The 23,304-nt window shown below is 60.8% G+C and carries 17 protein-coding genes; 13 read left to right on the top strand and 4 right to left on the bottom strand.

What is annotated here, in order from left to right; genetic code table 11:
- The first annotated feature begins 305 nt into the window (after positions 1–305).
- Both LAP85_26795 and LAP85_26790 read left to right on the top strand, forming a co-directional pair.
- On the top strand, positions 306–875 hold the full coding sequence (locus tag LAP85_26795; GenBank protein ID MBZ5500022.1) for a hypothetical protein: 570 nt from the start codon (positions 306–308) through the stop codon (positions 873–875).
- 99 nt (positions 876–974) lie between these two features.
- A complete protein-coding gene (locus tag LAP85_26790; GenBank protein ID MBZ5500021.1) occupies positions 975–1,346 on the top strand; it encodes a hypothetical protein in 372 nt (123 codons plus the stop codon).
- Positions 1,347–1,370: 24 nt separating this feature from the next.
- Here the strand turns inward: LAP85_26790 and LAP85_26785 are convergent, their stop codons facing one another.
- Together LAP85_26785 and LAP85_26780 are read right to left on the bottom strand one after the other, a co-directional pair.
- Positions 1,371–3,029 carry an AsmA family protein gene (locus LAP85_26785; protein MBZ5500020.1) on the bottom strand — a complete coding sequence of 553 codons (1,659 nt, stop codon included), beginning with the start codon at positions 3,027–3,029 and terminating at the stop codon, positions 1,371–1,373.
- A 321-nt stretch (positions 3,030–3,350) separates the two neighbouring features.
- Positions 3,351–4,619 carry an IS110 family transposase gene (locus LAP85_26780; GenBank protein MBZ5500019.1) on the bottom strand — a complete coding sequence of 423 codons (1,269 nt, stop codon included), beginning with the start codon at positions 4,617–4,619 and terminating at the stop codon, positions 3,351–3,353.
- A 374-nt stretch (positions 4,620–4,993) separates the two neighbouring features.
- On the opposite strand from LAP85_26780, the gene LAP85_26775 reads away from it, so the two are divergent.
- Positions 4,994–6,193, top strand: a complete 1,200-nt coding sequence (locus tag LAP85_26775; protein ID MBZ5500018.1) for an aminotransferase class V-fold PLP-dependent enzyme — start codon at positions 4,994–4,996, stop codon at positions 6,191–6,193.
- A gap of 114 nt (positions 6,194–6,307) precedes the next feature.
- Here the strand turns inward: LAP85_26775 and LAP85_26770 are convergent, their stop codons facing one another.
- Positions 6,308–8,587 (bottom strand): carbohydrate binding family 9 domain-containing protein, encoded by a 2,280-nt coding sequence (locus LAP85_26770; GenBank protein ID MBZ5500017.1) that lies wholly within the window; start codon positions 8,585–8,587, stop codon positions 6,308–6,310.
- A 590-nt stretch (positions 8,588–9,177) separates the two neighbouring features.
- On the opposite strand from LAP85_26770, the gene LAP85_26765 reads away from it, so the two are divergent.
- Both LAP85_26765 and LAP85_26760 read left to right on the top strand, forming a co-directional pair.
- Positions 9,178–9,648 carry a MarR family transcriptional regulator gene (locus LAP85_26765; GenBank protein MBZ5500016.1) on the top strand — a complete coding sequence of 157 codons (471 nt, stop codon included), beginning with the start codon at positions 9,178–9,180 and terminating at the stop codon, positions 9,646–9,648.
- Between the two features lie 147 nt (positions 9,649–9,795).
- The gene (locus LAP85_26760; protein ID MBZ5500015.1) at positions 9,796–10,494 is read left to right on the top strand and encodes a pirin family protein; all 699 of its coding nucleotides are present in this window, start codon (positions 9,796–9,798) and stop codon (positions 10,492–10,494) included.
- Positions 10,495–10,652: 158 nt separating this feature from the next.
- On the opposite strand, the gene LAP85_26755 is transcribed toward LAP85_26760, so the two are convergent.
- Entirely contained in the window at positions 10,653–11,966 is a 1,314-nt protein-coding gene (locus tag LAP85_26755; protein MBZ5500014.1) for an amidohydrolase family protein, read from the bottom strand.
- Positions 11,967–12,348: 382 nt separating this feature from the next.
- Here LAP85_26755 and LAP85_26750 point away from each other — a divergent pair, with 382 nt between their 5' ends.
- From LAP85_26750 to LAP85_26715, 8 genes are all read left to right on the top strand, one after another.
- Entirely contained in the window at positions 12,349–14,265 is a 1,917-nt protein-coding gene (locus LAP85_26750; GenBank protein MBZ5500013.1) for an FAD-dependent oxidoreductase, read from the top strand.
- Positions 14,238–14,702 (top strand): ubiquinol-cytochrome c reductase iron-sulfur subunit, encoded by a 465-nt coding sequence (locus LAP85_26745; protein ID MBZ5500012.1) that lies wholly within the window; start codon positions 14,238–14,240, stop codon positions 14,700–14,702. The genes LAP85_26750 and LAP85_26745 overlap by 28 nt, the downstream gene beginning before the upstream one ends.
- A gap of 193 nt (positions 14,703–14,895) precedes the next feature.
- Complete coding sequence (locus LAP85_26740; protein MBZ5500011.1) at positions 14,896–16,437, top strand: cytochrome b N-terminal domain-containing protein; 1,542 nt, start codon at positions 14,896–14,898, stop codon at positions 16,435–16,437.
- A gap of 8 nt (positions 16,438–16,445) precedes the next feature.
- Complete coding sequence (locus LAP85_26735) at positions 16,446–17,936, top strand: c-type cytochrome (GenBank protein ID MBZ5500010.1); 1,491 nt, start codon at positions 16,446–16,448, stop codon at positions 17,934–17,936.
- Complete coding sequence (locus LAP85_26730) at positions 17,933–20,704, top strand: molybdopterin-dependent oxidoreductase (GenBank protein MBZ5500009.1); 2,772 nt, start codon at positions 17,933–17,935, stop codon at positions 20,702–20,704. Before LAP85_26735 ends, LAP85_26730 begins: the two co-directional genes overlap by 4 nt.
- Positions 20,705–20,758: 54 nt before the next feature.
- Positions 20,759–21,760 carry a 4Fe-4S dicluster domain-containing protein gene (locus tag LAP85_26725; GenBank protein MBZ5500008.1) on the top strand — a complete coding sequence of 334 codons (1,002 nt, stop codon included), beginning with the start codon at positions 20,759–20,761 and terminating at the stop codon, positions 21,758–21,760.
- 9 nt (positions 21,761–21,769) lie between these two features.
- Positions 21,770–22,516 carry a hypothetical protein gene (locus LAP85_26720; protein MBZ5500007.1) on the top strand — a complete coding sequence of 249 codons (747 nt, stop codon included), beginning with the start codon at positions 21,770–21,772 and terminating at the stop codon, positions 22,514–22,516.
- The gene (locus LAP85_26715) at positions 22,498–23,148 is read left to right on the top strand and encodes a molecular chaperone TorD family protein (protein ID MBZ5500006.1); all 651 of its coding nucleotides are present in this window, start codon (positions 22,498–22,500) and stop codon (positions 23,146–23,148) included. Before LAP85_26720 ends, LAP85_26715 begins: the two co-directional genes overlap by 19 nt.
- Positions 23,149–23,304: the final 156 nt, after the last annotated feature.

Genomic DNA, 23,304 nt, shown 5'->3' with positions numbered 1-23,304 from the left:
ATCTTGGCGCCGATTACTTTGAACGCCTTCACCGAGACCGAATTCGTCGATACCATGTAAAAAGACTTGAGCATCTGGGCTACAAAGTAAAACTAACGGAAGAGGCTGCCTGAGCCTAAGAATTTTCGGAACAGAGGGCTCGGAGGGGAGTGGAGGGCGCAGGATTTCTGCAGACTCATTTCCGAACACTCTGCGCTCTCACCCCCGCTGCTCCCCTCCGCGCTATTCTTTTGCATCGCATGGATTCGTCGAATTCGCGGCAGTTTTTTGGGTTATAGTTAGGTGCAGAAGACGGAGAGGTCGTTATGGTGAACGCTTCCCAATTGCGTCCAGGAATGGCCATTCGTTATGAAGGAAACAATTACAAGATTATGAGCTGCGAGCATCATCCGGGGCAGGGAAAGATGGGGGGAGTCGTTCATGCACGGCTCAAGAATCTTTCGACGGGCACGTTCTGGGAGCACAGCTTCCGCTCCGAATTGAAACTGGATCTCATGCCGGTGGAAAAGCAGTCGCTGGAGTTTCTTTATTCAGACGCGGAGCGGAGCTATTTCATGAATCCCGAGAGTTTTGAACAGATCGCCGTCGACGACGCCATTGTCGGCCCCGGGAGCCGGTTCCTGCAGCCTGGAATGCAGCTGCCGGTTGAATTTATCGAGGGGCAACCCGTCAGCGTCATCTTCCCTGATATCATGGAGATGCGCGTCGCCGACACCGCCCCGCCTGCGCACCAGCAACAGGACAACACCTGGAAGAAAGCCCTGCTGGAAAACGGAGTGGAACTGCTGGTGCCGCAGTTCATCAAGACCGGCGACCTGGTCCGGGTTGGCATCGAGACCATGCGCTACGTCGATCGTGCCAAGCCGGCAAAATAATCCAAAAAGAATCATGAAGTTGCGCTGACAAAGGGTCGATCAGGATGAAGAACCTTCATCCCATGAAAGGCGAGAGCGTCTCCCCATAGCGAGGAACCTATGCGAGTCCGAGCCGGCAATTATTCCACAGCTGCCTGCCTGCTTGCTTTCGTCTTCACTGCATCCCTACCCGCACAAGTCAAGGCGCTCCCCTGGCAAACAGGCCATGTCCTCTCCTATGAGATCAACGGCCATGGCGCCAGTTCCGAAGCCAAGGTCAAACGCAGTGATGTCTGGTGGACCTACTCTATATGTACGGGGGACCGGACCTACGTCGCGGTGTTGAGAGAGAGCCCTGCCGTGTCCGGATTGACCGAGGGAAGTCCGGTCAAATTTTACACGGATAGAAATCAGCTGATCTACCTCGATCCCGCGGGAAAACGTCACGTCCTGAGGATAATCAGGCAGAACAAGGGAAAGCTCTGCCGCTAGCCGCCGTGTCGTCTTTTTCATGCGTCACTTCTTCTTTTTTCCGAGCAGCCCGCGCAGCACATCCTCGACACTGCTTCCGGACGCCGGTGCGTTTTTCCCTTTGACCGAGTCCAGGAGGCTGCCTGCGACCCCCTTCAGGTCGGGAGAAAAGGCGGGATCCGACGTCGTGCCCCGGATGAAGAAAGGAACGTTCAATCCGCTGCTGCCTCCAAGCCGTGCCAGACTCCCGATGGCGCTCGCCGAGGCGTTCAGCCGGGCCAACATTTTGAAATCCAAAGAGTGGTCGGCGGCGAGGATGCCATCGCCCGTCAGTTGGCCCAGAGAGGGCACAATCAATGAAAGGCCGCTCACTTGAATCCCATCCGGAGTCACTCTCAAACCCGACGCGAGCTTTTCGATCTCCGTCCCCCCGCTCGGCTTGAGTCCCGCCAGTGAAGCCACGGCCGCCATCTTTGCCCCGAGATCGAAACCGGCGAGCTGCGTCCTGGAGATGTCTACCGTGCCCGTAGTCACCAGCTTCTCGATGGGACCGGCCGTAGCGAGATCGGCACTGAGCGTTCCGCCCTGAAGGGAAGCGCCCCTGGGCAGAGTAATGCCGGCAGCCGGCAGCAGCGCCTCCAGGTCCGGCACGGGCATCTCCTCTCCGCGGAGCTTCATGTTCAGAACCATGGAATCGCCTCGCGTGTCGTAGCTGCCGCTGAGACGGGCAACGGCTTTGCCGCATCCGACCCTGGCTTCGCTGAGAGTCCCGGTTTGATTGTTCAGCCGGTAATCGAGGGTGTAGTCGAGTGACACCGGCCGGCCTGCAGGAGCACCGCCTTTGACGAGCTGCAGTTTGTCGGCAGTGGCGTGCCCCTTGGTCTGCGCCTGCCTGCCGTCGGAAATCAGGCTGCAGCTGAAATCGATGAGACCGCCAAGCCCCGATCCCGGTTCGATGAATCCCGAAGCGACGAGATCGAAGTGTGATATGGCGAGCGTGGCATCAAAGGGCGTCAGCGACACGTCGGCGTTGTTGATCGGGCCGGCCTTGCCTTCGAGCTTCGCACTGCCGCCGCCCGGCAGCGATGCGGTCAGCGTAAACGGGAAGACCGAGTCTGAGGAGAGGTTGCGGGCAGTGATGTTGACTTTGTCATAGATGTAGGGCTTGAGGCGACTGCCGCCGCGGACCACGGTGACGCGGCCGTCGGTGATCTCGAGCAGGCTGACGGAAACATCGGTGCCGGCGGCATTGCTCCTGCCTTCGTCAGGTTTAGCGGCCGGCGTGGTGTGGGATTTGCCTCCGAGGCTGGAGAAGTTCCAGTCGCCTGCTGCGGAACGGACCAGGGTGATTTCGGGCTTTTCCAGCGCTATGCTCGTGACGCGCACTGCCCTGGAGAAAATCAACGGTTTCAACTCGACGCCCACCCGCAAAGACTGCGCCTGCACAAAGGGCGACTTGCTGAACCTGGGGTCGTCGGCAATGGCGATGTTGTCCGCGGCAACGCCTCCGGAGAAGAGCGACAGCTTCAGGTTGCCGATCTTGACATCGCGCCCAAGCGCGCCTGTGAGCCTGGATTCCAGTTCGGGCCGGAACTGGTTCGCGTCCAGGAACAGAGGTACTGCGATGATTGCGATCAGCAGCAGTGCGACCACAATTCCCGAGATCTTGAGTACCCCGAATCTCCTTCTCTTATCGTTTGGCATAATGTCCCCCCGATGCCGGATTATTCCACACCAGAGTATGAGCTATAATGAGTTTTTTCAGGACACTTTTTTGAACCGGCAGTGCAAAGCGCGGAGATCGCGGCCGCAGCCAAACCGGCAAACACGAAATGCGCGCACTACACAATAATGGTTTTCGTGTGTTTCGCGTATTTACCGATAATGATGAAGCATAGTGGCAGAAATAAAACTCCAGGCCCCGAAGGGGCGGAAAGAGAATAGCCCCGGGCGTGAGCCCGGGGTGGTGGGAAGGTGAGGAAGGAGCCCTGAAGACGTCTGAGGTTCTCTGTCAAGTTTTTTCATTTAAGCCGCAGCTGCCAGGAACTTCAACCAGGCCGGCTGTTTTCGGTTTAGTGATTGCATGTATTTCTGTTCGTCGTAAACAACATGATTTTTCCAGCAGCGAAAGATAATTCGAATCCATTTGTAGGCCAGGGCCCGCAGAGCGGCATGGTGTCCCAAACCGATTGCTCTCTTGCTGTCGTAATAAGCATGGGCCCAGGCGCACCACACCACGGATTGTCCTGCAAACTCGTGAAAACTCTGTTTCACAAAGGTGGAACAAGCCAGGCGGCGATGGACCCATATCGTTTTGCCGCTGCGCTCCAGGACCGGCGCAATTCCCGAGTATTCGGCTACCTCTTCGGCGTTCTGGAAGCGAGTCCGGTCGGTTCCCATGGCAGCCTGCAGCCGGGGCCCGAGAGCTGGGCCGGCTCCGGGAAAGCTGCTGAAAATCTCCGAATCCGGTTGTTTTTGATAGACTTCCTCGATGCTTTGGTCAAAGCGGGCAATGGCCTCAATCAGCTCCCGCAATTGGGGCACGATCGCCTTGAGCATCAGCACCGAAGATTCGACAATCGCCTTGTCCGTGGTCAATGGACAAGCCGAACGGATCTCTTCGAAGCGACACTCGATGAGATCGCGACTGCGGCATCCATGACCTCGGTAAAACTGGCGCACCGTGTCTGGCTTGCTTCGCTGCAGCTTTTGCAGCGTGGGCCATTTCGACAGAAAGTCACATGCCATGACGCGGTCCAAGTCTCCGGTCCAGTCCAGCGCCTGCGGATAGTACTCCTTCAGCAGCTGTGTCAGCTCATTGGTCAAGCTCACCCTCTTGTTAACGGTCTTGCGGCGGCCTTCTGCCAAACGGAGCAGCAACCGGCTATCGACGTCATCGGGAACCCAGGGATGGATCTTGTCCTGGTGAAGCCTGGCAAATTGCAGGATCAATTCCGCATCCGTAGGGTCATCCTTGGCGCCGCTCGGAGACAGCGCCTCGCGATAGTTCTTCAGCGACTTCGGGTGGACTCGAAAGATGTGCACGAAATCCAGGCCAAGCAAGAAATTGATTACCGCCCCTTTGCTTTGCTCGATCGCTACGGCTACCTTACGTCCGCCAAAGCGCCCAAGCAGGTCCATAAACCAAGCGTGCAAGCTCTCGGGTTTTTGTTCCAAAGTGAGATGCTCCAAGCTACTCGAGTCGCCAGCACTCAGGCAAACAGCGTGTTTCTCACTTCCCCAATCAATCCCAATCCAGGCAGCGTAATCCGCATTTTCTGGCTCGCTATTCATGGATCCCCCTTTTTTGTGCGAGCACGCTGGCTTTGGTCCTGCGAAACCCTTATAGTGGAGTCCTGGCTAAGGACAACGTCTGAGTATTCGTTGTCGGACCAAAGCGCATCGTCCCGCTCGAACGTCTCCAGGAAACCGTCAAACGGTTGGGGCGACATATTCGTAGCGGGACGATGCGTGCCCACAATCTCTCGCCCTCCTCCCAGAAAGACCTCTACACTGCTGAGTATAAGTCTGCAGCGAAAATCGCTGCAGACTGACTATAAGGGGCGACACATCTATCCGGGGAATAGCGTCACTGTAATATCTGATCCTCAATAGCGGCCCGAGTCTTCGAAGCCGGCGCGGATGGGATTGACATGTGAGGTGATTCGATGGCAGCCGATACCGGTGACCTGCTCCGCTGGCGCAGTGAGTTCCCGATACTCGAGAAGACGGTATATCTCATCAGCAACTCCCTGGGAGCCATGCCGCGCGGCGTGCGTGATGCGCTCAAGGAGTATGCCGACACCTGGGCGACGCGCGGCGTGCGCGCCTGGGGAGAATCGTGGTGGGAGATGCCGGTCAACCTGGGCGACCTGCTCGGCCCGATCCTGGGTTGCGGCCCCGGCGAAGTCTCCTTCCATCAAAACGTCACGCTGGCGGAGGCCATAGTCCTATCGTGCTTTGATTTCACCGGTCCGAGACGCAAGATCGTGTATACGAACATGGAGTTCCCGTCGGTCATGTACCTGGTTCAGGCGCAGCAGGCGCGCGGCGCCGAGATCTGCGTCGTCGGCTCGGAGGATGGAATTTCCGTCGACCTGAACCGCCTCCTGGAAGCCATCGATGAACGCACCCTGCTCGTGCCCGTCAGCCACGTCCTGTTCAAAAGCGCCTACATCATGGACGCGCAGGCGATCATCCGGAAAGCCCACGAAGTGGGAGCTCTGGTGATCCTGGACGTCTATCAGTCGGCCGGAATCCTACCGTTCGATGTCAAGCAGCTCGAGGTCGACTTTGTCATCGGGGGCTGTCTCAAGTGGCTCTGCGGCGGACCGGGAGCCGCCTTCCTGTATGTCCGTCCCGACCTCATTGCCGGGCTCGAGCCGAAGCTAACCGGATGGATGGCGCACCCGAATTCATTTGCCTTCGAAACCGGCGCCATGCGCTACCGCGACGATGCCTTCCGCTTCCTCAACGGAACGCCTCACATCCCCTGTCTCTACGCGGCGCGCCCCGGCCTGGAGATCCTGGGGAAGATCGGCGCGCAGCGGGTGCGCCGGAATTCGATGCGCCAGGTTGCGTTTCTGATCGAGCTGGCGCGGGAGCAGGGTTTCCCGCTCACGATTCCGGAAAAGCCGGAGGAGCGCGGCGGAACGGTTGCCGTGAAGACGCCTCATGCGTACGAGGTCTCGCGCGAACTGCTGCGCAGGGATTTCATCGTCGATTTCCGCCCGGGCGCCGGCATCCGCGTGTCGCCGCATTTTTACACTTCGGATGAGGAACTGGAGGCGGTGATCCGCGAGATGCGGCAAATCATCGACACGCGCGCCTACGAGAAGCACATCGGCAGGCGCAGCTTTGTGACCTGAGAAATCCGGCGCCAGGACCGAATGGCGCTCAAATCAGGGCCATTTGGGACAGTACCAGGATGCAGATGAACTCGAGGAGGCAGGAGACAAGCATTGCCCGATGGAAGCGGGCTGCTAGAACCGGTACAGGTAGGAGACCTTGAAGAAGAGTCCGCGCTGCGTGTTCAGGTAGTCGCCCGCTCCTGCCAGAAGCTGCTGCCCGTCCCAGGAGCGCCTCTCGTAGAGAGCGCCATAGCCTGCATAGGCCACGGTTCCGGGGACCAGTTCATAGGACCCGAGAAAGTCGGTGAGGACACGGCTTCTCGAGCTGTCGAACCGCGCGATGGCGCGTACGGCGAACCGCTTGCTGATCTGGTAATTTGTGCGGCTATTGACGATGTTCACCGTGTAGACGCGCGCGCCGCCCGCCAGGCGATTGAACGCGTCGCGGGTGAAGCCGATGCTCTGATTCAGCCTGTTGCTGGGCTGCACAGTGAGATTTGCGGTAAAGTACGTTTCTCTCCCGAGAAAAGGCTGTGCCGGATCATAGAATATTGAGCGGGACAGACTCAGGACGGATTGCACGTTCAGCCAGCGGAGCAGCTGCGCCTGTCCCTGGAGCTGTGTCGCCCGGATGTCGAACGTTTGATGAGCCCAGGGCTCGTGACCACGCATCATGTCGATGCGGAACATTCCCTGCCGTGTGAAATACATGCGCACCGATGCAAGAACAATGTGGTCCTTCCCCTGCTGAATGCGGTCCCGATAACCGCGGTAGAAAACGAAAGGATTGATCCTCTTGACCCATCTGAAACGCCCCTCGCCCGGATACAGGTTGATGCCGGAGTAGACCCAGCCGCCGGTGATGCCGGTCCGGTTGTAAAAGCCGGTGTCCATTTGAAAGTCACGGTCATAGTGTTCCACCTGCGCCGATGCTTCGTAGCGCTTGCTCGTGTAGCTGTAGAGCATCTGACCCGCCATGCCCCGCCGGCCTGCGCTGCCGCCAGAGGGGAGCGTGCTCGTACCGATCACGGTAGCGCTCCACTGCTGATGCTCCCCGATGTGGAGCGAAACATCGCCGGCTGCTACCCGGTTATGCCCGCCGCCGAATTCCGTATCCGTGAAGAGGCCGCCCACGTAACTGCCTTTGCCGACGCTGTACAACGCGCGCCCGACGTTGAAACTCTTGCGCTCACCGTAATTCGGATCGGAGCTGTCCACCTGCCCGGGAGCGCGATCAGAGGCTGACAGGGCCGCAAACGTAAACTTGCTCAGGTTCCCCGTGAGCTTGACGCCATAAAGCGGATCCACGATCCGGCGCGTGTGCACCGCAGTCCGCATGTTGCCGTCTCCCTCTGCGCCTGCCAGTTCGAATGTCCCCATACCTTCCATGAAGAACGGGCGTTTTTCGCTGTAGAAGATCGGGTAGCGCTGATTCACTTCAACCTGAAATGCGTCGCTTTCAACCTGGCTGAAGTCGGGCCGGTAGGTACCGTCCAGCGTAACCGAAGATGTGATGCCGTACTTGACGGTGATCCCGGCATCCGGTTTGGAGTCGGCCTTTCCCCATTGGTCGGGCGTCCTGCGCGTTTGGCGCAGAGAATATGTCAGGTTGGGAATTGCTTCCAGTGTCAGCGGCTGCTTGAGGTCATGCAAGCGGAGGGGGGCATAGCGGGTGAAGATCGACTTGCCCCGGGGAAGGTCCGGCCAGGAAGCCGACATGCCCAACCGGCTGACGCGCCGCCAGAACAGCACGCCCATGCGCACTTCGGCGCCGCTCTTGAAGCGGATGCTCTTGAGCGGGACGCGCATCTCCGCCGTGTATCCTTCGGCGTTAACTTTCCCCGCGCTGTCCCACACCCAATCGGGTGCGGTGTCCTCACCCTGCGTGCTGGTGTTGAGGATGTCGCCCTGAATGCCGTTGGGATTGACAAACAGATCATAAGAGCTTTGGCCGGCATTGAGGGCGTCGAGACTCAGCCCGACCCAGTCGTCGTTCCAGATCGTGTCCCGGCGCGCGATCGAGGTCTTGATCTTGCCGGGCTCGGGATCGAGGCAGCGGAACGCGAAATACAGGTAGTTCTTGTCATAGGCTACCCAGGCCTGGGTCTTCTGTACCATGGTTTCGCCGTACGATGGGTTGTAGGTCAGCCACTCGCCCAACTCCAGGGGCGCCATTTTCCACGCCGGGTCGTCCAGAGTGCCGTCGATGACGGGAGGCGTGGAAAGAAAGGGGACATCGAACGCCGGCAACTTCAGTGGTTCGGCGACGGAAAGGCCCCCACCGGGCTGCCCGCTCTTCGGTTTGGATTTCCCCGTCTCCGGCGTCGCCTGAGCCAGTCCGGCTGCGGCGGCCGCCAGCCAGGCAAGGACAAGGGATGCCGCACAGAAAAAAAAGCGGCGCTGGCTATGCATCGGGTACGGCCTCGCACATGATGAGCTTTTCACCTGCTAAGACGAAATCCCCGAGAAAAAAGTTTTCTTATTCGAGCGAAATATCTCGCCCAGCATGTGCGCCGCCGGCTCGCGCAACAATCCTCAGTCCAGTGCCGGTCTTCGTACCTTATTCCTGGTTATCGGTTCGGTCCCGGTTTCGCGCTTTTGATCACCGGGCGACGAAAATGTGCCGGGCATGAGAGCATCCGGATCAGGGTCCAAGTCCACGTCCAGGTCGGATAGCGAGCGTGGCCTTAAGCTAACGCCTATGGGGCTTGCGCTCTGGGCTATCCTCCAGCCCACTTTCGGGGTTCAAGCCCTTGCTCCTTGTACTCTTAAAACGATTCCAATCACCCCTATTTAAGCGCCATTCGCGCCCGGACCCTGAACATTTGGTGAAAGGCAATGGCTTAACGTAGAGAGCGCGCAGGGGCGCGTAGAATTCGGGATTGAGGCCGTCCCTCCTGCACCCTCCGGGTTGAGTTTTTGAGACTCGCGGCAATCTGCATCCCGGATTTTTCACCACTGTTCCTCTTGACAACAGTCGTTATAACAATTATATTGTTAATATGAAGCGCGGACAGAAGGAGGAGATCCCGAAGGGGAAGCCCTCCCGCAGCCTGGGGGAGGAGGCTTTCCTCAACCTGCAGCGGACCGCCGACGCCTTCATGCGCGGCTTCGAGGAGACGCTCAGGCCTTTCGGCCTCACGCAGACCCAGTACAACGTGCTGCGGATCCTGCGCGGCGCCCGCCCCCACGGCCTGCCGTGCCGGGAATTAGGCGAGCGCATGATCACCCGCGATCCCGACGTGACGCGGCTCCTGGACCGGCTGGAGACGCGCGGCCTGGTGGCTCGCTCCCGGGATGCGAAGGATCGGCGCGTGATTTTCACGCGCATCACCGAGGCGGGACTGGAGCTGCTCGAAGAGCTGGACCGGCCGGTCGCGGAAGTCCACCGCCGCCAGCTGGCGCACCTGAAGCGCAAACAGGCGCGCAGGCTGATTGAACTGCTGGAGGCGGCGCGCCGGGAGGACGGGTAAAAATTTTTGGCATAATGTTTGTTATAACGATAAACGTTAAAACATATAGAGCATCTGAAGACATCGCTCGATGTCGAGCTCAGCAAGGCTGCCGCGGCGCATTCCTGAAGATGGAGCCGGCGGCGCGATCGGGGCAAGGAGGAGGTTATGATCAAGGTACGCAAAGCGGAGGAACGCGGGCATTTCGATCACGGGTGGCTCAACACCTACCACACGTTTTCTTTTGCCGATTATTACGAACCGGAGCATATGGGGTATGGCCACCTGAGGGTCATCAACCAGGACCGGGTGCAGCCGGGAGAGGGATTCGGGACCCACGGTCACCGGGATATGGAGATCATTTCCTACGTGCTCGAGGGGGCGCTCGAGCACAGAGACAGCATGGGCAACGGATCGGTGATCCGTCCCGGCGAAGTGCAGCGCATGAGTGCAGGAACGGGGGTGATGCACAGCGAGTACAATCCTTCACCAGAGGAGTTGGTTCATTTCCTGCAGATCTGGATATTGCCGGAACGCAAAGGACTGACACCCGGTTACGAGCAGAAATACTTCGCGCCCGCCGAGAGGCGCGGCCGGCTTCGTCTGATTGCATCCCGAGATGGAGCGGAGGGCTCGGTGACCTTCCACCAGGATGCCCGCGTTTTTGCCGGGCTGCTCGGTCCGGGCGAGGCGGTGGACTACACCGCCCCCGCCGGCAGGCGGACGTGGCTGCAAATAGCGCGCGGAACTCTGTTGCTGAATTCAAACTTGCTGAAGGAAGGGGACGGTGCCGCCGTTATCGATGAAGCATCGCTCCGCATCACCGGGAAGGATGAGGCGGAGCTGCTCCTCTTCGACCTGGCCTGAACTATTCACGAAGTTGGATGGCAAGCAGAAAAAAACCAGGGAATTGGCCGACGACAAGATCAAGACGGTCGGCGTCCATCGGCGTTTTCCCGCGTCCGGAGATCTGTTCTTATCATTCGCTATTTTGTCCGGAGCCGTCTGCGCTGCGATCATTACGGTCAGCGTGCGCTCCATTCGTTCTTGTAGACGGTCCCGCCTTTCATCACGAACTTCACGTGCTCGAGTTCCGTGATGTCCCTCAGGGGGTCGCCGCTGACGGCGACGATGTCGGCCATGCGGCCGCTTTCGATGGTCCCCAGGTTCTGGCTCTCGTCGAGCAGAGCGGCTGCGACCGACGTCGCCGCCTGGATGGCCTGCATCGGGGTCATCCCGTATTTGACCATGTAGGAGAACTCCTTCGCCTGATTCTCGGTCCAGGCGTAACCGCCGGCATCGGTGCCGAATGCGATCCGGACTCCTTTCTTGACCGCCTGCGCAAACGCCGCCTTCTGCAGTTCCACCATTCTGAGCCAGATCGGCGCTCCCGCAGCGGCGCGGCCTTCCGCCACATAGGAGATGACGTAAATGGTCGGGCACCAGTAGACGCCGCGTTTGACCATCAGATCCATCATCTCCGCATCGAGGCCGGGTGCGTGCTCGATGGTGTCGACGCCTGCGCGCAGGGCGGCTTCGATCCCTTCCCTGCCCATCGTGTGGGCCGACACCTTGTGGCCCAACCGGTGCGATTCCTCCACCAGGGCCCCGGCTTCCTCGTCGGTGAAATCGACCCAGGAGTGGAGCGCGCCATCCTTGATGTAGTAGCGGCGGTCGGAGTAATACTTGATCCAGTCGGCGCCGTATTTAACCTCCTCGCGCACGGCGCGGCGGATGTTGTCGACACCGTCGACGATCTGAACGCCCTCCGGCACGCGGATTTCCCAGGAGTAACCCTGGAGAGGATACATGCCGGTCGGCGCGAAGGCGCGGCCCGAGACGAAAAGCCGCGGCCCCGGGATGATCCCGCGCTGGATGGCCGTCTTCACATCCACATCGGCGTACATGGCCCCCTCGGTCCCGAGATCCCGCATGGCCGTGAATCCGTTCATGAGCGCCGCCCTGACCGAAGCGGTAGCGCGGATGGTGCGGTAGGGGGTGGATTCCTTCAGTAGCTGATCGTCATAGTCGGCGGCGGTGATGTCGCCCTGCAGCAGGATGTGGGTGTGATCGTCGATCAGCCCAGGGAGCACGGTGGCCCGGCTCAGGTCGACGATCTGATAGTCGGCCGGTATAGACAAGCCGGTCCCCACCTGCTTGATGCGGCCGCTTTCGATCAGGATCACGGCACCGGCAACAGGCGCCGCGCCCTTGCCGTCAATCAGGCTGCCGCAGCGAACGGCGATGCGATTCGGCGCGTTGGACTGAGAAACTGCCGCCGGGTAGATGCATGCCAAAAAGCCGAGCAGAAACAGCACGTCATATTTCAGCGTTCGCATGAACTTCGCCTCCATCGATAGGGCAGAATAAATCCGCGAAACCCACAAAATCGCATTCGTATGTTTCGTGTTTCTCGTGGTTTGCTCCCAGGGCGCGCAGGTTTCCAGGTCCCTGAACCCTAACCCAATATTAACATGACTGATTTCATGCCCAAGCCGTGGTAAAAGTGTTGACGGCATGAAGAAAATAGACGTAAAGAACCCGGTGTCGTGTTTTCACGATCTGCAGAGTGTGTCATCCGGGCCAGGGCTTTCCTGGCCCTGCAGCCTGACGGGAAGCTGACGGGCGCCCGGGAGATCTCGCAGGCCGGGAAGATTCCGATTCAAATTAATTCGCTCTGCGTTCTCCCGGGACGCAGGATACGGATCCGGAACAAAGCCGATGAGCCCTCCAGCCTATCAGGTTCGAATTGCCGATGAGGGCTACTGGCGCGAGCAGATCAAGTGCCAGTTTGCCTGTCCAGTACACACCGATGCGCGCGGCTACGTCCGCGCCATCGCTGAAGGCGATTACGAACTGGCGTACCTGACCGCGCGCGGGCCCAACCCGCTTGCCTCCATGTGCGGGCGGATTTGCGGTGCGCCCTGCGAGGCTGCCTGCCGCCGCGGAACGATTGACCAGCCCATTGCCATCCGTGCCTTGAAGCGTTTTGCCTGCGAGCGGTTCGGCGTAGAGGCCGGGCTGGAGCAGGAAAGCCGGTTCTTCTCGTCTCTCCGGAATCTGGCCGGCGAGCGCCCATGTGACGACGAGGAGGAAGTCCGCCATATTCTTGCCTTGCTCTCGAAAGTCGAATTCCCGAAGCCGCAGGGTGAACGCGTCGCAATTATCGGCTCGGGACCCGCAGGGCTGGCAGTGGGGCATGACTTGGCCCTCATGGGATTCAGGCCGGTCATTTTTGAAATGGAGCCGCTGCCGGCGGGAATGCTGGCCACCGGCGTGCCCGGCTACCGCCTCCCGGCCGATTTGATCCGCGGGGAAATCGCCGTCATCGAAGCCATGGGTGTCGAGATCCGCTGCAATACGGAGGTCGGCAAAGATGTCCGCTTCGACGATCTGCGCCGGGAGTTTGCCGCCGTTGTCATCGCATGCGGCGCCAAGAGGTCACGGCCCATATCCCTTCCCGGCGCCGAGGCCATCGGCATCATGGGGGGCGTTGATTTTCTGCGGGATGTTGCGCTCGGCAAGGAAGTGAAGCTCGGGCGCAAGGTGATCGTCATCGGCGGCGGCAACGTCGCCTACGACGTCGCCCGCACGGTCCTCCGCCAGGAAGAATATGACGTCTCCCGCACCGCCGCCCGCATGGAAGGGGTCCGTGAGGTTCATCTCGTCTGTCTGGAATCGCTGGACGAGATGCCGGCCGATACCGTGGAGATACTGGAGGGGATAGAAGAGGGGCTGATGCGCCACAACAGCTGGGGTCCGAAGGAGTTCCTGTTCCGCGAAGAGGGCGGCCAGAAGTATGTGCGCGGCGTCTGCTTCACGCGTTGCCTCTCGGTGTACGATGAGAACCGCCGTTTTGCGCCGCGCTTCGATGCGTCTGCGGAACTGGAAGTCGAGGGGGACACAGTCCTTCTATCCATCGGGCAGGCAGCGGACCTGACTTTCCTTGATCCGGAGCGGGATGGCATCCGGATGAGGTCTCCCCAGCAGATCATCAGCAATCCCAAGACGGGCGCAACTTCCGCGCCGGGAGTCTTTGTGGCCGGCGATATCGCCTATGGACCCCGGCTGATGATTCATGCCATCGCCAGCGGAAAACAAGCCGCCCGCTCCGTCTGCCGGCACCTGCGCGGTGTGGAGATCTCTCAGGAGGAGGTTCAGTGTCACTTCCCGCTGGAACGCTATCACCGGGAGAGATCCTACGAGCGGCGGCCCCGGCTCCACATTCCGACCCGTTCTCCCCAAGAACGTCTGCGCGAGCCGCGTGCGCAGGTAGAAATCGGCTACGATGAGAACCAGGCGGTCGCCGAAGCCGGCCGCTGCCTCGATTGCGGCATCAACACGATTTTCGATGGAGAGCGATGCATCCTGTGCGGCGGCTGCGTGGACGTCTGCCCGACGGTCTGCCTGAAGCTGGTCTCGCTCGATCGCATTGCCGCAACTCCCGAACTGGAGGCGCTGCGGCGCGATCGACTCGGAGATGAGGCGGGGGAGTCCTCGGCCATCATCAAGGACGAAGAGCGCTGCATTCGCTGCGGCCTCTGCGCCGAGCGTTGCCCGACGGCCGCGATCACCATGGAGCGATTCTCTTTTGCCAAGGAGTGGAAACCATGTCCCGTCTCGACCAGCCGAGCGTAAGCCGCCGGAGCTTCCTGAGCCTGTCCGCGATCGGCAGTTTCTTCGCGGCTCTTGCCGTGGCGGCAGCCGGTGCGCTGCGCCTGCCCAATCCCACGGTGCTCCCCGGCCCCGTGAGGCGGTACAAGATCGGGCCTCCCGAGCGCTTTCCGGTAGGCAGTCAAATCCCGATGGCGGCGGAGAACTTCGTGGTCTTCCGGGACACCCGGGGGCTTTACGCCATTTCGACCACCTGCACGCACCTGGGCTGCACGGTCGGGGTCACCGCACAGGGATTCGCGTGCCCCTGCCACGGTTCGAAGTTCGATCCAAGCGGCAAGGTGGTGGGCGGGCCGGCTCCGCGCGCTTTGCCTTGGCTCGAGTTGAGCGTTGCGGCCGACGGGCAGTTGGTGGTTCATGCCGACAGCGAGGTTCCGCCGGGCACCCGCCTGGGGATTTGAAAAGACAACCGCGGATGCACGCAAATGAGCGGTGACAAAAAACCATATCCTGTCCTGCTCGAGAGCGAGCGAGGTTTGCACGCGCTTGTGCTGCCGCTCCGGCATCGAGCTTCCCGGTCCGGCGCGCCCGGAGACTCGAAAAGCGCTTTCTCGTTCAACTGTGCCTCTCGTCTAAATTCTCGATGAGCCGACTATGGAACAATCAGCGACCCACGAATTTCTCCACAACTTGAAGGCCTTGCCGCACACCTTCAAGAATGCCTGGTTCCGTCTCGGCAAGGAGCCGGAATCGGAACGGGAGGAATCTCAGGCCACCTTTCACAACTTCTTTCTTCACATTCACAGCGTGCGGGTGCACATGCGCACGTTGGCTCCCACTCTCACCTTCGGCCTGGGCCTCATTGCCACTTCGAGCTTCATTCTCCTCACGATCACAGGCGTCCTGTTGATGGTGTACTACAAGCCTTCCGCCGAATCTGCCTACCAATCCATCAAGGACATTCATTTCGCCGTGGCTACAGGCCGGTTTATCCGGAATATCCACCGCTGGTCCGCGCAGTTGATGGTTGCCGCCGTCCTGCTGCACATGGCCCGCGTCTTCTACACCGGGAGTTACAAAAAGCCGCGCGAGTTCAACTGGCTCGTCGGCCTCGGGCTTCTCGTCCTGACACTGGCGTTGAGCTTCACCGGCTATCTCCTGCCGTGGGACCAGCTCGCCTACTGGGCGATCACCATCGGATCGAACATCGCCAACTCGCCGCGCGAGCTTACCGATGCGCTCGGGATCACCCGGTGGTTTGATCCGGGCGGATTCCAGCGCCGGCTTCTTCTGGGCGCGAACTACGTGGGTGAGGACGCGTTGATCCGCTTTTATCTGCTTCACGTATTCCTGCTGCCGCTTGCGCTTGTCACCCTGCTCGGGGTGCATTTCTGGCGCATCCGCAAAGACGGCGGCCTGGCGCGGCCGGAGGATCTGCCGGGTGCGCCCGCGGAGTGGGGCGGCCGGCTGCAGCGGGTCTTTGAGCCGCTGGCGACCAAGACTTACGGTCTGATGGCGGTGGTGAAGGGAAGGCACGCCACTGTTAATCGGGGCCCCGAAAACACGGTGATGAGCTGGCCGCACCTGATGTGGGCGGAGCTTGCGGTGTTTACCCTGACCGTGGCCGGGACGCTCCTGTTGTCTCTGTACTCCGACGCGCCGCTCAAGGAGCTTGCCAATCCTGCGATTCCCGAAAATCCCGCAAAGGCTCCCTGGTATTTTCTGGGTATTCAGGAACTCGTCTCCTACTCCGCTTTCTTTGGGGGACTGGCGATACCGGTCATCGTGCTGTTGGCCCTGGCACTGATTCCATTCCTGGACCGGCGCGCAGGAGGCGAAGGGACTTGGTTCGGCACCGAGCGGGAGCATGGGGTCGCCTGGATGTCGCTCTTCTTCGGCTTCGCCTGCTCGGCCGGCATGCTGGCTTTCACAGTCAATTACGGCTGGCTTCGCAACTGGTTCCCCGACATCCGCCAGATCTGGATCATCCTCATCAATCCCGGATCGATCCTGGTTCTGCTCTATGCCCTCTGGTCCCTGGTGGTGTTGAAGCGGCGGAACTCGGTGCGCCTGGCTGCGGTCGCCTTGTTCACCTGTTTCCTGGTCGGGTTCACGGTCCTCACCTATTTTGCGACTGTGCACCGCGGGCCGAACTGGCAATTCTACTGGTGGCCTTCGCAGTGGCCGGTGCATTAGGAGGGACGATGATGGATCCATCGAAAAAATATCGTTGGCTGCTTCTCTTCGCCTCCCTGTTGACTATCGGTTTGCTGATTGCGGCGGCGGTGCGGGAGAACTTCCTGGCCGAATGGCAGACAATTCAAAAATCCTATCGCAACCTCCTGCGCGAAAAAGCCACGGACAAGCGGGGCCGCGAGCTGCTCGCGGCTTTCCGGATCGAGCTGCGCCAGGTGAGCCTGCCCCAGTTCGGCACCGTGGACCGGTGCGTGACGTGCCATCTTGGTATCGATGATCCGCGCATGGCGGGTGCCCGGCGGCCGTTTGCCGCGCATTCGGGCGCCATTCTCGACAGGCATCCTGCAGACCGCTTCGGGTGCACTGTCTGCCACCACGGGCAGGGCGCCGCCACTGGTTTCAACGAGGCCAAGGCGGAGGACGTGTACTGGGACTACCCGCTGCTGCCGCCCGATCTGACGGAGTCGACATGCGTCACCTGCCACGATCCCGCCAGGCTGCCGGAATTGCAGGTTTCGCGGTTAATCCTGGGAATGAAGCTCTACCAGCAAAAGAGCTGCGGTTCCTGCCACAAACTGGGAGGACGCGGCGGTATGCTGGGCCCGGCGCTCGACAACGAAGGAGCCAAGACGCGCCATCAGCTCGTCATGACCGGCCTGAAACCGCCCCATACCACCTGGCGCTGGCACCAGGCTCATTTCAACGACCCGGGCGCGGTGATCGCCGGAAGCCAGATGAAGAATCCTACGGTCACTGACGGCGAGGCGCTTGCCCTGACGGTCTACATGCTTTCGCTCCGGCAACGCGACGTGCCCGAGAGCTACCTGGCACCGGACAAGATCGAGCAAAAATCCCGCGCGCTCCATCCGCCGCTGCTTGCGGGTGAGCAGGTGTACCGGCAGTACTGCTTCGCCTGCCACGGCGAGGGGACGTACGGGCGCTGGGACAAGACCTTCAAGCGCTTTGTTCCCGCGATCCGCGGGGTTTCACTCCTGGCCACTGCGACGCCGCTCTACCTTGAAACCAACATTGCCAAGGGCCGGCAGGGCACGCAGATGCCCGCCTGGGAGGCACAGGCAGGCGGATTGCAACCGGAGGAGATAGCCGCCGTGCAGGGCTACCTGCGGAGTGGTCTCCCGGGCCTGCCTCTCGTACCGCCGGCGCCGGCTGTTGTCCGGGGGGACAAGGCTCGCGGCGCGATGCTCTTCGTGAACAACTGCATGGGCTGTCATGGACCCGGAGGGAGAGGCGGCCTGGCACCGGAGATCGGCAATCCCACCTTCAATTTTGCCGCCTCCGATGAATTCATCGTGGCCACGATCCGCAACGGCCGCAAAGGCGCGGCCATGCCTTCCTTCCAGCGCCCGGGCGCGACCGGCCTGGACGACGGCGATATCGGTGATCTGCTCGCCTACATTCGAAGCTTGAATGCGACCCCGGCCCCTGCCGGCGCTGACAAGACGCTGGTTCAGCCGCGGCCGACAGGAGGCAAACAATGAGCGGGGACTCAAAGCAGAAAACCAAGACGGGCTGGTCGCGGCGCAACTTCATCCGCAGCGCCGCCATCGGCGCATCGACGCTATGGCTGCCGGGCTGCTCCCGTAAGGAAAAGCCTGCGCTGACAAACCTGCAGGGAGACCTCGATCCGCTGCGCAGCTACCCGTACCGCGGATGGGAGGATTTCTACCGCAAGATCTGGACCTGGGACAAGGTGGTGCGGTCCACTCATTCCGCCAACTGCACGGGCTCGTGTTCCTGGAAGGTGTACGTGCGCAACGGCGTCATGGTGCGCGAGGAGCAGGCAGCCGACTACCCGCCCATCAGCGGGGATCTGCCCGACTACAATCCGCGCGGATGCCAGAAGGGCGGCTGCTTTGTCGAATACGTCTACAGCCCGCAGCGCCTGCGCTATCCTCTGATTCGCACCGGCCTGCGGGGCGAGGGCAAGTGGCGGCGGGCCTCCTGGGATGAGGCGCTGGGCCTGATCGCCGAGAAGCTGCTCGACAACATTTACAGCTACGGCCCCGACACCAATACTTTCTTCAGCGTCATCCCGGCCATGAGCCCGGTGAGTTTCAGCGCAGGCACCCGCCTGGCCCACTATATCGGCGGCGTGATGTGCTCATTCTATGACTGGTACTGTGACCTCCCGCCCGGGGAGCCGCTCACCTGGGGTGTCCAGACCGAAGCCTGCGAGTGCGCGGACTGGTTCAACTCAAAGTACATCGTGCTCTGGGGATCGAACATTTCCCAGACCCGCATCCCGGACGCACACTTCGGCTGGGAGGCGCGTTACAACGGCGCCAAGGTCGTATGCATCTCTCCTGACTACAACTCAAGTTCGATACACGCCGATCTCTATTTCCGGATCAACCCGGGGACCGACGCGGCCCTTGCCCTCGGCGTCGCCAGGATTCTCATTGAAGAGAAACTGATCGATGAGCCTTATATCAAGGAACAGACCGATCTGCCCCTGCTCGTGCTCCGGGACACGCGCCGCTTTCTGCGTGAATCCGACGTGAAGGCCGGCGGCAAGGATGATGTTTTTTACTGCTGGGACTCAAAGCAGAACCGCGCCGTGCCCGTGCCGGGATCCATGGGTTCGCAGGAACAACACCTGCGTCTCGGTGCGATGGAGCCTGCCCTGTCGGGAACGTTCACTCTGCAGCTCCCCTCCGGCCGCAGCGTCGAACTTTCTCCGGCCTTCGAGCTTCTGCGGCAGCAACTGGCCGGGTACCCGCTCGAGAAAGTCGCGCAAATCACCGGGCTGCCTGCGCATGAGATCCGCGCATTCGCCCTTGAACTCGGCACCCGCAAACCGGCGATGATCATTCACGGCGCCGGCACCAATCACTGGTTCCACAACGACCTGATCAACCGCTCCTTCATTCTGCTGGTCGCGCTGACGGGAAACGTCGGGAAAAACGGCGGCGGCTTCAACCACTATGTCGGCCAGGAGCGTGTCTGGCCAGAACGCAGCTTCTTCCAGCTCGCCTTCCCCGAAGGGCGCAGTAAGCAGCGCTTCCAGAATACGACGCTTTGGAGCTACGTCCACTCCTCCAACAAAGATCCGCACCTCTATAACGGGAAGCCGATCGAATGGTACATCCAGGAGTCGGTGAAGAACGGCTGGATGCCGCTTTGGCCGGCCGGCGGTCGCAAACCGCGGGCTTTCATTGCCTGGCGTGCCAATTATCTGAACCAGGCCAAGGGAAACGAGATCCTGGAGTCATCCCTCTGGCGCGACCTCGATTTCATCGTGGACATCAACTACCGGATGGACACGACGGCGCTCTACTCCGACGTCGTCCTACCGGCGGCCACCTACTACGAGAAGGTCGATATCAATACGACCGACTGTCACAGCTATATACACACGTTCGGCAAGGCCCTTGATCCGCTCTTCGAGTGCAAGACCGACTGGGACATCTTCCATGCGCTGGCCCGCAAGATGGCCGAGACCGCGCAAAAGAAGGGATTGCAGCCCTACCGCGATGAGCTGTTCCATTGGGACCGGGATTTCACGCGCCTCGAGGATGATTGGACCGGAAAGGGAAAGATCCTCACCGATGAGGCCGCCGCCGATTTCATCCTGGCAAATTCGAAGGAGACCCGGGGCATGACGTACCGGGGCCTTCAGGACAAACCCCGGCGATTTGTGGCCACCGACGAAGAGTCGTGGAACAGCGACATCGAGCCGGGCGTGGCCTACACGCCGTTCAAGCACCAGGTGGTCAGGAAAAAACCCTGGCGGACGCTCACCGGGCGGCAGCAGTTTTACATCGACCACCCCTGGTTCATTGAGCTGGACGAAACGCTCCCCGCGCACAAGGAACCGCTGCAGGAAAAATTCCCGCTCCGCTGGAATACGCCCCACGGCCGCTGGTCGATCCACTCCACGTGGCGCGACCACCGGGCGATGCTGCGGCTGCAGCGGGGTGGGCCGATCGTCTACATGAATCCGGAGGATGCGCGGAAACGGGGGCTGGCCGACAACGACTGGGTCCGGATCTTCAACGAGGTCGGGCAGTGCCTTTGCCGCCTGCAGATTCTGCCTGGAGAGAAACCCGGGCGCGTGACCATGTACCACGGCTGGGAGAAATATTTGGGCTTCCGGCAGGGCGGCTGGCAGTCGCTGACCTACATCAAGATCAAGCCGACCCAGCTGATCGGCAAGTACGGCCACGTAACCTTCCGCCTCAACTACTGGGGTCCCACGGGGAACAACCGGGACACCAAAGTGGAGGTTGAGAAAGCCAAGGTTTGAAGCGGTTCGCCAAGCGCCATCCGGTTGCCGGCGCCTGCTCATGGAGACGGTTCGATGTCGAAACACCAGTATGGCATGGTGATGGATTTGAACAAATGCCTCGGCTGCCAGACCTGCACCATGGCATGCAAGAGGCTTTGGACCGACCGCGACGGTACCGGACACATGTACTGGAACAACGTCGAGACCCGGCCCGGGGCCGGCTATCCGCGCCAGTGGGACCGGATCGGCGGCGGCTGGAAGGATGGGCAGCTTCAGCCCGGCTCTCTCCCGGCCATTCGGGACTATGGCCGGCCGCTCGAATACGATTACGAGCAGAGGCTATTTCAGGGCGGCAAGAAGCCGGTTATGCCCTCGCCTGAGCCGGAGTGGGGTCCCAATTGGGACGAGGACGTCGGCGGCACCGACGGCGAGGAGAACTTCTACTTCTACCTGCCGCGCATCTGCAACCACTGCACATTTCCCGCCTGCCTGGAGGCTTGCCCGCGCAAGGCCATCTACAAGCGTGAGGAGGACGGCATCGTAGTCCTGGATCAGGATCGTTGCCAGGGGTACCGCTACTGCATTCAGGCCTGCCCGTACAAGAAGATTTACTTCAATGAGATTGCGGGAAAGTCCGAAAAGTGCATCTTCTGCTACCCGCGCCTGGAGAAGGGAACGGTCAATGCCTGCGCCGCGCAATGTCCCGGCCGGCTGCGTTTTGCAGGACTCGTGGAAGACCCGGACTCGCCGGTGCATAAATTAGTTCACATTTACGGTGTGGCGCTTCCGCTGTTCCCGGAGCGCGGGACCAAGCCGAATGTTTTCTATGTGCCGCCGTTCAACCCGCCCAGAAGAGGCAACTACGGGAAGAGCCTTCTGGAGGATCCGCGCCTGCCGCTGGAGTATCTCGTCTATCTGTTCGGCGCAAGGGTGAAGGAGGTGATCCGCAGGCTCGAGGCCGAGATCGTGCGCGCGCAGGCGGGCGGGCGCAGCGAGTTGCTGCAACTGCTGATCGGACGAGATGCAATCACACGCTACCGCATCGGCCCGCAACTCGTGCAGGGGAAGGCATAGGAGGCGACAATGGCAACAAGGATCCGGAACGGCATCATTCTGGCAAGCCTCGCGATTTTCTTCCACCCGTATGAGCTTACGGCTCAGAATGAACCGCTCAAGCCGGCAATGAAACCGGTGCTTGCCGCCTCCGCCGGCAGCGCGGACGCAGGGATCCTGATCGACCCGGGAGCCGCCGCCTGGCAATCCATCGAGCCGAAGCGCATCGCACTCAACCGGACGCCAAGGCTTTATGATACCGAGCCTCCCTCAGAACTGGAGATTCCCGAACTCGAGGTGCGCGTCGCCCGTGCCGACGACAAAGTGATGGTTCGCCTGAGCTGGCGTGATCCCACCGAAGATGCGGCAAAGATCGCAGCGGCGCCGGCGGCACCGGCCGAGGGTCGGTTCCGCAAGGAACCGACCGATGCGACCGACCGCTTTTTCGATGCAGCCGCGGTGATGTTTCCGACCGGCGGCAAGGCCGGGGCAGCGGCGCCGGGGCTGCAGATGGGGGACGTGCAGGATCCAGTCACAATTTATTACTGGAACGCCGGGCGTGGCTCAATGCTGATGGATGCCAAGGGCCGCGAGACCACGCGGCGCACCGGCCAGGTGTTTCCTGCACGCGCGATCCATCAGGCCGGCTCGTGGAGTGTCTGCTTTGAACTGCCCGATCTGCCCAATGGTACGCCGCTGGCGTTCGCCGTCTGGAACGGGAGCCAGCAGGATCGCGACGGAAGGAAGTATTTTTCCGTATGGCACTGGCTCGAGTGACAGGCCCTATGACGCACGGGAACCTCTCGGGGAGCATGCAGCATGGAACCTGGGAAGAAATCGATCTCTATCGACTCTTCTCCTGTCTGCTCGGATTTCCTGCGCCGGACCGTTTCAGCCTGATAGCGCAGGCAGGCTTTCATGAGGCCATGGATGGCCTTTGGACGAGGCTCGGATGCGAAGGAAAGGCTCCGCCTGCGATCGGGTTCGCAAGCCTCGAGCAATACGAGGCATGCTACATCGCCCTGTTCGATGTCGGCTCCCCTGAGCCTCCGGTACCATTGCTGGAATCCTGGTACCACGAGGCGATCCCCGCTCAGCAGACAGTGCTCGAGAACGTCAGCTTTTATGAAGTAATCGATCTCCGGCCGGTTGCATCCGTGAGCGCACCTGACCACTTGCTTACCCAACTCGAGTTCGGGGCAGCGGTACGATACCTGCAGGAAGGCTGCGGCAGCGAATCGGAACGGCAGAACCTTCGCCGCCTCGAGCGCGATTTTCTTGAGCGCCACCTGCTGAGCTGGATCCCGGCTGCCCTTGCCAGGCTCGAACAGTTGGGGCCGCCGATCTTTCCCGTCCTGTTCATGCTGCTACTGCGATTCCTGCGCACCCGTTTCGACGAAATCCAGTGACAGGGGTGTGCAAAGCCCCTTGATCTGCTTGATCGCCACGGAATCGAATATGATCCGAGATATGTTTTTGATTGAGTGCCGCGCTTCGGCGCTCGATCCTCCAGCCATACCCGTATCCCGGCCTTACGGCCGGGCCTATCCACTGGCGGCCCTTAT

It is taken from the genome of Terriglobia bacterium (assembly GCA_020072565.1).
In the GTDB taxonomy this organism is placed as follows: Bacteria; Acidobacteriota; UBA6911; order UBA6911; family UBA6911; genus JAFNAG01.
This window is presented reverse-complemented; position numbering and strand designations above follow the sequence as displayed.

Excerpts from the sequence above, each read along its gene's own strand:
- LAP85_26740 (MBZ5500011.1), top strand. The coding sequence starts at position 14,896 with ATGGAACAATCAGCGACCCACGAATTTCTCCACAACTTGAAGGCCTTG.
- LAP85_26720 (MBZ5500007.1), top strand. The coding sequence starts at position 21,770 with ATGGCAACAAGGATCCGGAACGGCATCATTCTGGCAAGCCTCGCGATT.
- LAP85_26790 (MBZ5500021.1), top strand. The coding sequence starts at position 975 with ATGCGAGTCCGAGCCGGCAATTATTCCACAGCTGCCTGCCTGCTTGCT.
- LAP85_26745 (MBZ5500012.1), top strand. The coding sequence starts at position 14,238 with ATGTCCCGTCTCGACCAGCCGAGCGTAAGCCGCCGGAGCTTCCTGAGC.
- LAP85_26780 (MBZ5500019.1), bottom strand. The coding sequence starts at position 4,619 with ATGAATAGCGAGCCAGAAAATGCGGATTACGCTGCCTGGATTGGGATT.
- LAP85_26730 (MBZ5500009.1), top strand. The coding sequence starts at position 17,933 with ATGAGCGGGGACTCAAAGCAGAAAACCAAGACGGGCTGGTCGCGGCGC.
- LAP85_26770 (MBZ5500017.1), bottom strand. The coding sequence starts at position 8,587 with ATGCATAGCCAGCGCCGCTTTTTTTTCTGTGCGGCATCCCTTGTCCTT.
- LAP85_26750 (MBZ5500013.1), top strand. The coding sequence starts at position 12,349 with ATGAGCCCTCCAGCCTATCAGGTTCGAATTGCCGATGAGGGCTACTGG.
- LAP85_26725 (MBZ5500008.1), top strand. The coding sequence starts at position 20,759 with ATGTCGAAACACCAGTATGGCATGGTGATGGATTTGAACAAATGCCTC.
- LAP85_26760 (MBZ5500015.1), top strand. The coding sequence starts at position 9,796 with ATGATCAAGGTACGCAAAGCGGAGGAACGCGGGCATTTCGATCACGGG.
- LAP85_26755 (MBZ5500014.1), bottom strand. The coding sequence starts at position 11,966 with ATGCGAACGCTGAAATATGACGTGCTGTTTCTGCTCGGCTTTTTGGCA.
- LAP85_26795 (MBZ5500022.1), top strand. The coding sequence starts at position 306 with ATGGTGAACGCTTCCCAATTGCGTCCAGGAATGGCCATTCGTTATGAA.
- LAP85_26715 (MBZ5500006.1), top strand. The coding sequence starts at position 22,498 with ATGGCACTGGCTCGAGTGACAGGCCCTATGACGCACGGGAACCTCTCG.
- LAP85_26775 (MBZ5500018.1), top strand. The coding sequence starts at position 4,994 with ATGGCAGCCGATACCGGTGACCTGCTCCGCTGGCGCAGTGAGTTCCCG.
- LAP85_26785 (MBZ5500020.1), bottom strand. The coding sequence starts at position 3,029 with ATGCCAAACGATAAGAGAAGGAGATTCGGGGTACTCAAGATCTCGGGA.
- LAP85_26765 (MBZ5500016.1), top strand. The coding sequence starts at position 9,178 with ATGAAGCGCGGACAGAAGGAGGAGATCCCGAAGGGGAAGCCCTCCCGC.
- LAP85_26735 (MBZ5500010.1), top strand. The coding sequence starts at position 16,446 with ATGATGGATCCATCGAAAAAATATCGTTGGCTGCTTCTCTTCGCCTCC.